This window comes from Microcoleus sp. CAWBG58, assembly GCF_020883045.1.
Taxonomy (GTDB): Bacteria; Cyanobacteriota; Cyanobacteriia; order Cyanobacteriales; family Microcoleaceae; genus Microcoleus.
The window spans coordinates 75163-88718 of sequence record NZ_JAHRFA010000019.1 but is presented as its reverse complement, the minus strand read 5'-3'; the positions used below and the strand labels follow the sequence as shown (position 1 = coordinate 88718).

Genomic DNA, 13556 nt, shown 5'->3' with positions numbered 1-13556 from the left:
GTTTATCGTAGAATCTAGCTTTAAGAGATCGATCGCCATTCGCGAGCATCGACAAACTGAGACAAATGCCCCACATTTGTGGTAGCAATCACCACTTCATTCATACCATTTACTTCCAATATTGCTTGAGCAGCCAGAATCACATCCCCATCAAGTGCATCGGGGTGTGCCGTTGGCTTTCCTCTCTTTCGTGCATCCGCCCACAACTGAGCCGCTGAAAGCATTACCTCCGTAGTCAAAGGACAGTAGGGAATTTGCGATTTAAGTTCATCGAGTCGTCTAATACCTGCCGCCTTACCTGCACGAATTAATTCGCGCCTCACCTCATAGTCAGCAATTTCAGGGAGCATTACAATATAACCTTTTAGTGGCAAAAATTGCAGCCAGAGTTTACCCTCTTGATATAAAGGAGAGGCGGCTTTGGGATTTGTAACAATTCCTAAAGGCCCAGAATCTAACAAAACTATTCTGCTCATCGACTATATATGCACCTGGTTTTCTTCTAGTGCTTTGCGAAGCACTTCAGCGGTTTCTGTTTGTTCCTGTTCATCTCCATCATCTACCCAAGACTGTAACAACTTGCTCAGAGCTTCGTGCTGCTGTACAGGATCGATAGTTTCTGGTTTTTCGTTATCCTCATTTCCTTCCTTTCGCCCCGCTAGCAGCATTTTGCTCATAGCTTGATTTCTTGTGATATTTCTATCCTTCGACAGTTTCGTAAAATCTACGTTTTCAGGTGTCTCGGCGGGTTCCGGTAATCCGGGCTTAACTCTCACGGTTTCCAGAAATAACCTCATCATTTTAAGCAAATTCGGCCAATATTCTCTCGGAGTTTGCTGAATTACACTGAGAAACTCTACCATTTCATTGCCAATGCGAGTTTCTGGTGCTGAGGTTGCTGTCGCTGGACTTTCACCAATTAAAGCTTGTTCAGACATAATCACTTTTCTCCTTTGTCGTATTTAAATCAGCGGGTCGATCGATATTTTGGATGGGAATTAGAAATTGGCGATCGAAGTCGTCTCTACTTATATTGTAAACAATGGGAATTTCTTTAACCGCAGATGTCGGCGGATGAACACAGATGTACGCAGATAAAATTCATTCATCTGCGTACACCTGCGTTTATCTGCGGTTCAAAATAACCATCTCAGTCAGCTTCGACGATATAGCCTTTCTCGAAAAAATGAGGTATGATTGACAGCTTATATAACCCTTAAACCAAGAGGGCTCGCATCCCAACAACGTACCTTATCTTTCGCTCTATCCGCTATATTAATTGCTCAAAACACCCTCAGGAATCCCCAAAATATCCTCAATCCGAGGCATATCTTCCAAAGCAATCACTCGCCCTTCATCCTCAAAACCAGCTATCTGATCGAAATTCAAATATCGATACAAATCACCAGCAAAAGGATTGATTTTCTTCGCCACAATCTCGTGGTATTCTTCGACTGTGGGAATGCGACCCAACAGCGAACAAACTGCCGCCAATTCCGCAGAACCGAGATAAACTTGTGCATCTTTACCCATGCGGTTGTTGAAGTTGCGAGTCGAAGTTGAAAACACCGTTGTGGCATCTTTAACCCGCGCTTGATTGCCCATACAAAGACTGCATCCCGGCATTTCCGTCCGCGCTCCAGCGGCTCCAAAAATACTGTAATAACCTTCTTCTTTCAGTTGCTGTTCGTCCATGCGAGTGGGCGGACAAATCCACAGGCGAGTTTTCACTTCTCCTGAACCTTCCAATACCTTGGCAGTGGCGCGGTAGTGACCGATATTTGTCATGCAGGAACCGACAAATACTTCGTCTACCCGATCGCCCGCAACCTCACTCAACAGTTTCACATTATCCGGGTCATTCGGCGCAGCTACAATCGGTTCGGTAATCTCGTTGAGATCGATTTCGATAATTTCCACGTACTCGGCATCAGCATCCGCTTCTAGGAGCACCGGATTCGCCAGCCATTCCTCCATCTTCGCCACCCGGCGCATCATCGTCCGCGCATCTTGATAGCCCCGCGCCACCATGTTTTTCAGCAGCGCGACGTTAGAACGAATGTACTCAGAGACCGTCTCAGAACTCAATTTAATCGTGCATCCGGCGCAAGAACGCTCGGCCGAGGCATCGGTCAATTCAAAAGCCTGCTCGACCTTCAAATCTGGCAAACCTTCAATCTCCATAATCCGCCCAGAAAAGATGTTTTTCTTATTCTGTTTGGAGACTGTCAGCAAACCTTTTTGAATTGCTACGTAGGGAATTGCATTCACAACATCTCGCAGCGTTACTCCCGGTTGCAATTCACCTTTGAACCGGACTAGAACTGATTCTGGCATATCCAAAGGCATCACGCCCAAAGCAGCAGCAAAAGCAACTAATCCCGAACCCGCAGGGAAAGAAATTCCTAAAGGAAAACGAGTGTGAGAATCGCCGCCAGTTCCTACTGTATCCGGTAATAACATCCGGTTCAGCCAAGAGTGAATAATGCCGTCTCCGGGACGTAAAGCGATGCCGGCCCGCTGTGCCATGAAATCGGGCAATTCGTGGTGAGTTTTGACATCAACTGGTTTCGGATAGGCAGCGGTGTGACAGAAACTTTGAATTACCAAATCGGAACTAAATCCCAAACAAGCAAGTTCTTTTAACTCGTCTCGTGTCATTGGGCCTGTGGTATCTTGGGAACCGACGGTGGTCATCACTGGTTCGCAAGATGTGCCGGGACGAACGCCGGACAAACCGCAAGCTTTCCCTACCATTTTTTGAGCTAAGGTGAAGCCTTTTCCGGTATCGGCGGGGATAGTTGGACGGGTGAAAATAGAGCTGATTCCTAGTCCTAAAGCTTCGCGAACTTTGTCGGTTAAGGTGCGTCCAATTAATAGGGGAATTCGACCGCCGGCGCGCACTTCGTCGAGGATGGTGTCGGGTTTGAGGGTGAAGGTGGAGATGATTTCTCCGGCTTCGTTGGTGATTTCGCCTTTGTAGGGATGGATGGTGATTACCATGCCGGTTTCCATTTTGGCGACATCGCATTCGATCGGCAGTGCACCGGAATCTTCAGCGGTATTGAAGAAAATCGGGGCGATCGCACTTCCTAGAATATATCCGCCGTTGCGCTTGTTTGGTACAAACGGAATATCGTTACCAATGTGCCACAACACCGAGTTAATCGCCGATTTCCGCGAGGAACCGGTGCCGACAACATCGCCGACGTAGGCTACGGGATGGCCTTTTTCCTTTAATTGGGCGATCGTTTCTAAAGCCCCTGGCATCTTGCTTTCGAGCATCGCCAAAGCGTGCAGGGGAATGTCCGGCCGCGTGGTAGCCTGAGGTGCGGGAGACAAGTCATCGGTATTGGTTTCTCCTGGCACTTTGAAGACTGTCACAGTAATGGCTTCGGCCAGTTCGGGGCGGCCGGTAAACCACTCGGCATCAGCCCAGGAATCGACTACCTGCTTCGCGTAGGGATTAGTATCCGACAGGGCGAGAATGTCGTGGAAGGCGTCAAATACTAACAGCGTTTTGCTCAAAGCCCGGGCTGCGGTGGCGGGGATAGCGATTTCGGCAGTAGGATTGAGCAAATCGATTAAAGATTGGACGTTGTAACCGCCCATCATTGTCCCCAGCAGGTAAACTGCCCATTTGGGAGCAATTAGGGGGCTGTGGATTTCACCTTTGGCGATGCCGGTTAAAAAACCAGCTTTGACGTAGGCGGCGCTGTCTACGCCTGGAGGTACGCGATCGCGCAATAATTCGATTAAGGCTTCTTCTTCTCCCGGTGGCGGATTTTTCAGCAATTCGCAGAGTTCCGACGTTTGCTGGGCGTCAAGCGGCAGCGGTGGAATTCCCAATGCGGCTCTTTCGGCAGCGTGAAGGCGGTAAGATTCAAGCATTTTCTCTCTCTCTTCGGATAGTTTTGGATAGTTGTTAGCAGATGGCATTACTTTTTAGATTAGGGGCTGGCGCTGCATATTTGGCAAAGTACCCCGCTATACATGAAAATTTAACGCAAGTTCACAAACTCTACATTTTCTTACCAGAGACAGATGCGATCTCTACTGGGAGTTCACCCAAAACTCCTCAGATCGAGTTTTGACGAGTTGACTTGCAGGAGTTCTAGTTAAGATTAATGTAGTGAGGTACTGTCGATCGTCCTCTACATATGCAATCATCAGTCACCACAAGTGTAAAAAAAGTTACCTGCTCAATGGAACAATTGAAAAATGGAAAGTTTTATCCCTGAAAACGGTGAAGACTGTCAGGGCTGTGCCGCCAAGCCAGACTTGTACGAAGAATTGCAAGAAACCAAAGAATTGCTGCTGACGATCGCCAATTCGATGCCGATGCCCATGATCGTTAGCAGTCTGCCTGACGGGACAATTCTTTATAGTAACGATTTATGCCGTCAGGCTTTCGGTCTGAGAGCATTTGTGTCGATCGACCGCCAGCCAGCCTCCATCCTCTACAACAATCCCGCAGAACGCCAGCAACTACTGGAGGATCTCGCTCGCAATGGATACGTCCGCGAGACAGAAGTCCGCCTCAAAAAAGCTGACGGTACCCTGTTTTGGGCCACTGTATCCATGCGGTATTTGACATTACTGTCGGAAAAAACGGTACTGTCGGTGTTTTGCGACATTACCGAGCGCAAGCTAGCCACCGCCAAAGAGCAGGAATTGCTCGCGTCAATCCACTTGCGGGCCCGCCAGCAAGCGGCCGTCGCTTACTTGGGGCAGCAGGCTCTGGTAGAAACAGATTTGTCCGCACTGATGGAAAAAGCTGCGGTGTTAATTGCCCAAACCCTAGATGTTGAGTATTGCCAGTTTCTGGAACTGTTGCCTTCTGGCCATGCTTTTCTGTTGCGAGCGGGGATTGGCTGGCAGCCCGGACTTGTCGGTAACGCTACTGTTACCGCTTCTAGTCGATCGCAAGCAGGTTACACATTGCTAGTTGGTGAACCGATAATCGTCGCAGATTTGCGAGTAGAAACCCGCTTTAGCGAGTCGCCACTGCTGCACAACCACCAGGCTGTCAGCGGCGTCACTGCGATCGTTCCCGGAAATCGGGGACAGGCGAAAAAGAACTGGGGACAAGCAGAACCTGGGAAGACTGCTGAGTCGGCTGTCTGGGGCATTTTGGGGGTACACAGCAAGCAAGAGCGGGTTTTTAACCAGGATGACGTTTATTTTGTAGAAGCGATCGCCAATCTGTTAGCTGCGGCGATCGATCGCATTCGATCGCAAGAGCGCTTGCAAATGATGGAACGGGCGATCGAGAGTACCAGCAACGGCATTGCGATCGCCGACGCCACAGTTGCAGATAATCCAATTATTTATATCAATCCCAGTTTTGAGCGGATCACAGGTTATAGCAGAGAAGAATTAATTGGTCAAAATTGCCGATTTTTACAGGGGAAAAACATCAATTGCCCTGCGGCAAAAGAGCTGCAAACTGCCATTCAAGAAGGGAAAGAATGCCAAGTTATCTTGCGTAATTTTCGGAAAGATGGAACACCTTTTTGGAACGAACTTTCTATTGCTCCAGTATACAACTCTCGGCGACACTTAACTCACTTTATTGCAGTTCAAACCGATGTTACAGACCGCCAGCGCTCGGAAGAAGAATTATTTTTAAAGTCTCAAGATTTAGCCACATTCAGTGCCAACCTCAAACACTTGCACCGGATTACAACTTATCACTATCAAAACTTTCAAGAACTGGTTGATGATTATCTGATAGCAGGCTGTTTGATTTTTGGACTCTCTATTGGTATTATTGCTCAAGTTGAAAGTCAATCTTTTCTGATTCGCTCCGTCAAAAGCAATATCAAATATTTTAACAAAGGATTAAAATTAAATCTTAGCGATACTTACTGTGCAGCAGTAATCAAATCCAAAAAAACCATGGCGTGTTCTCACATCAAAGAAATACTGAAAACTGGCGACCATCAAGTTTATCAAGATTTGAACATAGAATCATACATTGGCACACCGATATTTGTCAACGATAAAATTTATGGTACTTTGAGCTTTTGTTCGCAAGAAGCCCGACATAAAAATTTTGAATCGCAGACCAGAGAAATCATAGAACTGATGGCTCAAAGCATCGGTAAATTTCTGGCAGTTCACAGAATGGAAGTCGAACGCCAGCGAGCCGAAAAAGAGCGCTGCGAGCTGATAGTATCTCTCCAAGAAAGTGAAGAACGCTATCGTCGTTTAGTAGAACTATCTCCCGAAGCGATCGCCGTTCACAGTCAAGGAAAAATCGTCTACATCAATGCCGCCGGCGCTAAACTCCTCGGCGCCAGATCTCCGGCAGAGCTCATCGGCTTTCCGGTATTGAATATGGTTCATCCAAACTATGTCGAAAAAGCCAGAGAACGGATGAGACAAGTCGAGGAAGAAAATCAGCCGATAGAGCTTGCCGAAGAAAAATTGATGCGGCTTGACGGAGAAATCATAGACGTTGAAGTTGCCGGCATCCCCGCTATTTATCAAGGCTCAGCCGCCGCCCAAATTATTATCAGAGATGTCACCGAGCGCAAGCGAGTAGAACAGCAACTACTGCACGGCGCCTTTCACGATTCGCTGACGGGTTTACCTAACCGCCTTTTGTTCATCGACAGGCTAGGACAAGCGATCCGCCGTTCCAAACATTCCCCAGATTACAAATTTGCCGTTTTGTTCCTAGATTTAGACCGCTTCAAAATAGTTAATGATTCTTTAGGACACATTCTTGGGGATAAACTGCTAATTGCCCTAGGGCAGCGGCTTCAGGATTGCGTGCGCGTTTCCGATACAGTCGCCCGGTTGGGGGGAGACGAATTTACCATTCTGCTAGATCGCATTCAGAGCTTCAGCGACGCCACCCTAGCAGCTAACAGGATACAAACAGAACTGAAGATTCCGTTTAACCTCGAAGGGCATGAAGTATTTACCACCGCTAGCATTGGGATTGTTTTCAGTCGAGGTGAGTTAGGAATAGTAGAAAGTGACGAGTTGAACGGCCAGCAGAGTGCTTTATACAGCCATCCCGAAGAATTCCTGCGCGATGCTGATATTGCTATGTACCGTGCTAAAGCTTTGGGTAAAGCCCGCCACGAGGTGTTTAATTTGGCGATGCACGACCAAACTATCTCCCTCTTGCAGTTAGAAACAGACCTGCGGTTAGCTATTTTTGGTAAGGAGGAATTAGGGAAAAGTAAGGATGAATGTTCGCACTTTATTGTGCACTACCAACCAATTTTTTCCCTCGCCAGCGGTGCGATCGAAGGTTTTGAGGCTTTGGTGCGCTGGCAGCACCCGATTCGGGGTCTAGTGCCGCCGTCTACTTTTATTCCTGTAGCTGAAGAAACAGGCTTGATCGTGCCTCTGGGAGCCTGGGTGCTGCGCGAAGCTTGCCGACAATTGCGCGTTTGGCAAGAAATGTTGATGGAAGAAGGAAGTTCGGCAGCGGATTTTGTAGCGGATGTAACGGATGTAACGGATTTAACTAATACAAGGAAGCAGGAAGTTCGGCAATGCCCGATGCCCGATGCCCTGTTTGGTCGATGCCCGATGCCCGATGCCCAATGCCCAATGCCCGATGCCCGATGCCCAATACCCCATGCCCAATTTCCAATTGTTGAGCCTTCACAATTAACAATGAGTGTCAATATTTCTCCAAAGCAGTTAGGAATGGCGAATTTAATCGAACATATAGATGAAATATTGGCAGAAACTGGCTGCGCTCCGAATTGTTTAAAATTGGAAATCACTGAAAGCGCGATCGTAGAAAATGTGGCTAAAGCTAATATTGTACTTGCCCAATTAAAAGGTAGAAATATTCGATTGTCGATCGACGATTTTGGTACGGGCTATTCGTCTTTGAGTTACTTGCACCGCTTTCCGCTGGATACGCTGAAGATCGATCGATCTTTTGTGAGTCGCTTGGGGGCGCTCGAAAACGGCAACGGTGGGGGTCAGCCTTTGCAGATTGTGCGGGCGATCGTAACTTTGGCTCACAATTTGGGATTAAATGCGATCGCCGAAGGTGTGGAGACAGCCGAACAGTTAGCCCAGCTTCGGGCACTCGACTGCGAATTAGCTCAGGGATATTTGTTTTCTAAACCTTTGGACAGCGGCGCAGTGACAGAAATGCTGATAAATTTGGGCAATATGAAGTCGGGTTAACATCTGTTTCAAGAAATCTGTCTATTTCTACCTAAATTTACTCATTTACCCAGAATTTGAAAACTGGTGACAATAGCTGTATAATTCATTTGCGCTTGATTCATGCGAGTTGCTCCCGGCTTAGTTGGTGTGACAACCGAACAAACACCAGGCACGAATGAATCATTAACTACAATTCAATATTTTTACCTCAAAGTCGCTTTCCTCGCGTCGGGGGAATTGTGGTCAAGCCTACTGTTGAGCCCAAGCCGAGCAGTAAGCAAGCAGTGATGCGCTACTTTTTACATTGAGGAAGTTACACCGCAGACTTGGACTGACTCTAGTGAAAGCTGTTCATGAGTAGATTTAGATAGGTTGTTAGAAGCGGTTAGGAATGAGATACCTAGAAATTAACTTTTAGGTATGTTGTTGCGCTTAAGCGCTCTTTCATAGATCGAGAGCGCTTAAGCGCAACAACGTACCTAGGATTAGCGATTAGCTTTGAGCGGAATCTCGATCGCAAATTGGGCACCCTCTCCCGGCGCAGAAGTGCATTTCAACGAGCCGTTGTGTCTGTCTGTAACAATTTGATAGCTAATTGACAAGCCCATCCCAGTGCCTTTCCCCACAGGTTTAGTGGTGAAAAATGGGTTAAAAAGTTGATTGCGGACAGTCTCTGTCATGCCCGGGCCGTTGTCAGCAATCCGAACTAATATTCGATCGGGTTTTGGCATTTCAGTCCAGATGCGGATCGAGCTGGGATTTTCCCGCATTTGCTCGACAGAAAGCCGCGCATCTCTTTCTTCCAAAGCATCTAAAGCATTGCTCAAGATATTCATAAACACTTGATTTAGCTGTCCGGCATAACATTCCACTAACGGCAATTGACCGTATTCTTTGATCACCTCTATTTCGGGAGAATTCGGTTTTGCTTTGACCCGGTGCTGCAAAATCATCAGAGTGCTATCTATACCGTCGTGGATGTTGACGGCTTTCATTTCTGCTTCGTCCATGCGGGAGAATGTGCGTAGAGATGCAACGATGAGCTGAATTCTGTCTGCACCAACTTTCATTGAGGAAAGCAGTTTCGGTAAGTCATCCATTAGAAATTCGAGTTCAATTGCTTCGACTTCTTGTTGAATTTCCGGCACTGGATCGGGATAGTAGTTTTGGTAAAGTTCGATCAGGTGCAGCAAGTCTTGAGTATATTCGTTAGCGTGGCTGAGATTGCCGTAAATAAAGTTAACTGGATTGTTAATTTCGTGGGCAACTCCTGCGACGAGTTGACCGAGAGATGACATTTTTTCGCTTTGAATTAACTGCGATTGAGCGCTGGTTAATTGCAGCAAGGTTTGCTCTAATTCGCGAGCTTTATTGCGAGTTTGGGCGTAAAGTTCGGCTTGGTTGAGGGCGATCGCCAATTGAACTGTAATCGCTTGCAACAATTCGACTTCGCTATCGCTCCAGGGCCGCACAACATTGCTGTTGCAGCAGGTAATTGCGCTCATTACCCCGGAAAGTGCCTGCATGGGGATGGCTAATACAGACTGGTAGCCCATCGCTTGAATGGTTTGTTTCCAAGCAGGATCTGCGACTGTTTCGACATCATCCACCCGCAGCATTTCCATATGCAAGAGTTGTTCGGCCACAGGGCCTAAGTCGCAAGCCAGATAGCGACCTCTTAAATCGGGAAGTTGGGTACGGCGAGATTCTTTAATAATTTCCCAGAAAGGCTCCTCCCCGTCTTCGCGATACCAGGCAAAGTTGCACCGATCGATCTTCAGGAAAGCACGAATTTCCTTAACGGCGACTGTAACAATGCTGTCGAAGTCCAGGGAATTGCGGATTTGAGCGGTGAGACTGTTGAGCAATTTTTCTCGCTCGGCTTGCTGCTTGAGTTGGGCTGACGATCGCCTCAAGGCAATTTCTGCTCGTTTGCGATCGGTAATATCTTCGGTAATAGCTAATAGATATTGCGGTGTGCCATCAGCATCGAGTATGGATGTTTTCTTGGTATGAAATATCCGCGATTCTCCTTGGCCTGTTTGAATATCTTCTTCGGCGATTTCTACCATCTGCCTGCTGTCGAGCACTTCCCGGTCTTTGGCGGTGAAAAGATCGGCTTGTTCTGTGGGGAAAAAGTCGTAATCATTTTTGCCCATAACTTCTGCTGCACTGAAACCGAGCAAAGTTTCGGCGGCGGGGTTCCACAGTACAAATCGCAACTCTTTGGCCTCCTTGGCAACTACTCCTACGGGTATGGTTTTGAGGACTGATTCCATAAATTGTTGAGCGCGTTGCAGTTCTAATTCTGCCTGTTTTCGATCGCTAATATCTCGTACATTGGCAATGATGTTAACATTGCCGTTAAGATTGATTTTGGACAGGGCAATTTCTGCATCAAAAGTTGAACCGTCGTTGGGACGCCTCGCTTTCCATTCCATGCGACCTGTTTCGCCGACTAATACTCTAGCCCAAAGTTCTGCCGTTTGTTCTCTGGGATTATCGCCGCTTGAATAGTCGTTGATAAGTGATAATTTGGTTGCTTGTTCCTGGCTCACTCCGTACATTTCTAACATTCGATTGTTGACATCAAGAATGTTTCCTTCTACATCGTGAATGAAGATAGCATCGTAGACATTGTTAAAGATGGTTCGCAGGTTTTGTTCGGAAACTTGCAGCGCTGCTTCTGCAAGTTTTCGATCGCCAATTTCTTGTTCTAACTGAGTGACTGCTTGGGAAAGTTCGGCAGTGCGATCGCTCACTCTGTCTTCCAACTCGGCTGCTGCTTGTCTCAGGGCTTCTTCTGCAAGGAAGCGATCGGTAATGTCGATCGCCGTGCCGAACAATTTTAGTACCTTGCCACTGGCATCGGTTTCGGAGCGGCCCAGGGCGTTGAGGTGACGCAGGGTGCCGTCGGGACGGCAAATGCGGAAGTCAAAATCAAAGGGGATGCCGAAGTCAACTCCCCGCTGTACTTCTGTATGCCAAAATTCTAAATCTTCTGGATGGATCAGAGCGATTTGCTCTTCTCGGCTGGGTGCTGTGGCCGCTGGTTCGAGTCCGTGGATGCGGAAGAGTTCCTCTGACCAAGTGACGGTTCCGGTTGTCGCATCGAGTTCCCAATTGCCGACGTGGGCTAGTCTTTGGGCTTCTTGTAGCTGTCGCTGGCTTTCTCGGATGGCGGTTTCGGCAACTTTGCGATCGTTGATGTCGAGCAATACACCGGAAAATACGATTTCGCCGGTTTCGCTGCGGGTGGGAATTGAGTCGCCTTGCCACCAGCGAATCTCGCCACCGGGCTTGACTAACCGCCCTTCGTAGTGCCACAGGTAGGTATTTTCAACGGCTTCGTTGATGGAAGCGATGAAGCTTTCGAGGTCTTCGGGGTGGACGCAGGAAATGAAAGAGGCGATGTTTCCCATCATTTCTGCTGCGGTGATGCCGGCTATATCTGCGATGCGATCGCTCATATAGTCAACTCTCCACACTCCATCGCGGCTGCAAAATTGAAACAGAGCTCCGGGGATGGTGGCCGCGATCGTCCGGAACTTGCCTTCGCTGACACTGAGGGCGGCAAAAGTCTGTTGCAGTTCGGCGGTACGGGCTTCTACTCTCATTTCTAGTTCTGCATTGGCACGCTGCAATGCTGCTTCTGCCCGTTTGCGATCGGTAATGTCGGTGGCTGTACCGGTGGTGCCCACGACGTTTCCGGTTTCATCGTACAGGGCGATCGCGTTGAACATCAAATGTTTGATGCTGCCGTCTTTGGCGATTTGGGTGGTTTCGTACTGAAAAACTGATTCTCCTGCAAGCAGGCGGGCGAAAACTGCTAAATCTTTCTGGCTTTGTTCTGGTGTCATAAAGTCCGAGAAGGGTCGATCGAGCATTTCTGCTGGTTCATAACCGTAGATATATCTAACTGCTGGGTTGACGAAGGTGTATCGCCCCTCCGCATTCACCGACCAAATCATGTCTTGGGAGGTTTCTACCAAACGACGGTATTGGGCTTCGCTGGCTTTGACGGCTTCTTCTGCTGCTTTGCGTTCCGTCATGTCGCGGGAGACGCCGACAGTCATTGTGATTTGGCCGTCTTCGTTGCGGATGGGTGTTTTGACTGTGCTAAACAGTCGCACTTCTGAGTCGTAGCGCGTCACCGGTTCTTCGGCAATTTGCAGAGTCTGTCCGGTTTCAAATACGAAAGCGTCATCTTTGATGTACTGGAGAGTATTGTCTGGATTGGAGAAAGGTGCGTCTATCGTGCCTTGGAGTTCCTCTTGACTCATGCCGTAATAGTTGCGGAATGCTTGATTTGCCCAGACGATTTTCGATTCTGGGCCTTTGACCAATACCATATCGCCGATCGAGTCAAGAATTTGGTGATATTTTTGCTCGCTGTCGCGGAGTTTCTGCTGCGTCGATTCGATTTCTGCTAATTGTCTTTGGGTTTGCGAGTGCAATTCGGCCTGATAAATTGCAACTGCTAAATGTTCTCCTACTTGTTTGGCAAATTCGATTTCGTCTTCTTGCCAATCGCGGGGTTGGCCGCAGGAGTGAATGCACAGCAATCCCCACAAATGTTGCCCTTGTAGCAGGGGTACGACTAAGTTAGCTCGAATTTGAAATCGCTTGAGGATTCTGAGGTGACAGGGGCTCAACCGGGCTTTGTAGATGTCGCTGACTGCTTGAACGTATCCTTTGGCATAGTTGGCTGCAAATTGTTCGCCGAAGCAGTGATCGTGAACTTTTGCACCCAGGGATGGGCTGAATTGGGGAAGTACGTCTTCTGATACTACTTCGCCGTCGTTCCACTCAGATTCGGGAATGAAGCGGTAGACGGCGACTCGATCGGCATTTAGGAGTTGCCGAACTTCGGTGGCTGTAATTTTAAATATTGTTTCTAAGTCTAAGGATTGACGAATTTTGCCAATCACTCCCATCAGCGCTTGCAGCTTTTTGAACCAGGTTTGAGACTGCATTTCTCTTTCTAGGTGAGCTAGCTTTTGGCGCAAGTCGGTTACTTCTTGATACAAATATTCATGAAACATATTGTTATTTGTTTAGTTATTTTGCGGTTTAGTATCGAGGTACATAGCATCCCATGACAGTTGACAGTTGACAGTTGACAATTGACAGTTGACAGTTGACAGTTGACAGTTGACAGTTGACAGTTGACAGTTGACAGTTGACAGTTAACAGTTGACAGTTGACAGTTGACAGTTGACAGTTGACAGTTAACAGTTAACAGAAGGAAGAAACAATCGAACGCAAGGGTTTGTGCCATGCGAGAACGTCCTAACCATCGGGCGCGGTTGCTGTAAATCTAAAAGCAGAGGGCAAATTCTCCTCCTTCTCCTAGCACTTAGCAGCTACTCGCGCTGCATTTCCGTATTTTTTCTAGATTGGGA

At 47.8% G+C, this 13556-nt stretch carries 6 protein-coding genes; 1 reads left to right on the top strand and 5 read right to left on the bottom strand.

Annotated elements, in window-relative coordinates:
• Positions 1 to 20: 20 nt before the first annotated feature.
• The 3 genes from QZ918_RS11185 to acnB form a co-directional block, all read right to left on the bottom strand.
• Positions 21 to 476: a type II toxin-antitoxin system VapC family toxin gene (locus tag QZ918_RS11185; RefSeq protein ID WP_293334691.1), complete on the bottom strand. Its 456-nt coding sequence runs from the start codon at positions 474 to 476 to the stop codon at positions 21 to 23.
• A gap of 3 nt (positions 477 to 479) precedes the next feature.
• Positions 480 to 938, bottom strand: coding sequence for a hypothetical protein (locus tag QZ918_RS11180; RefSeq protein WP_293334688.1), 459 nt, complete (start codon positions 936 to 938; stop codon positions 480 to 482).
• 337 nt (positions 939 to 1275) lie between these two features.
• The gene (acnB, locus tag QZ918_RS11175) at positions 1276 to 3891 is read right to left on the bottom strand and encodes a bifunctional aconitate hydratase 2/2-methylisocitrate dehydratase (RefSeq protein WP_293334727.1); all 2616 of its coding nucleotides are present in this window, start codon (positions 3889 to 3891) and stop codon (positions 1276 to 1278) included.
• A 330-nt stretch (positions 3892 to 4221) separates the two neighbouring features.
• Here acnB and QZ918_RS11170 point away from each other — a divergent pair, with 330 nt between their 5' ends.
• On the top strand, positions 4222 to 8169 hold the full coding sequence (locus QZ918_RS11170) for an EAL domain-containing protein (RefSeq protein WP_293334685.1): 3948 nt from the start codon (positions 4222 to 4224) through the stop codon (positions 8167 to 8169).
• Positions 8170 to 8636: 467 nt separating this feature from the next.
• On the opposite strand, the gene QZ918_RS11165 is transcribed toward QZ918_RS11170, so the two are convergent.
• On the bottom strand, positions 8637 to 13196 hold the full coding sequence (locus QZ918_RS11165) for a PAS domain S-box protein (RefSeq protein ID WP_293334682.1): 4560 nt from the start codon (positions 13194 to 13196) through the stop codon (positions 8637 to 8639).
• Positions 13166 to 13432: a hypothetical protein gene (locus QZ918_RS11160; protein WP_293334679.1), complete on the bottom strand. Its 267-nt coding sequence runs from the start codon at positions 13430 to 13432 to the stop codon at positions 13166 to 13168. Before QZ918_RS11160 ends, QZ918_RS11165 begins: the two co-directional genes overlap by 31 nt.
• Positions 13433 to 13556: the final 124 nt, after the last annotated feature.

Coding starts and splice junctions, on each gene's coding strand:
- QZ918_RS11165 (WP_293334682.1), bottom strand. CDS start 13,196: ATGTTTCATGAATATTTGTATCAAGAAGTAACCGACTTGCGCCAAAAG.
- QZ918_RS11160 (WP_293334679.1), bottom strand. CDS start 13,432: ATGGCACAAACCCTTGCGTTCGATTGTTTCTTCCTTCTGTTAACTGTT.
- QZ918_RS11170 (WP_293334685.1), top strand. CDS start 4,222: ATGGAAAGTTTTATCCCTGAAAACGGTGAAGACTGTCAGGGCTGTGCC.
- acnB (WP_293334727.1), bottom strand. CDS start 3,891: ATGCTTGAATCTTACCGCCTTCACGCTGCCGAAAGAGCCGCATTGGGA.
- QZ918_RS11180 (WP_293334688.1), bottom strand. CDS start 938: ATGTCTGAACAAGCTTTAATTGGTGAAAGTCCAGCGACAGCAACCTCA.
- QZ918_RS11185 (WP_293334691.1), bottom strand. CDS start 476: ATGAGCAGAATAGTTTTGTTAGATTCTGGGCCTTTAGGAATTGTTACA.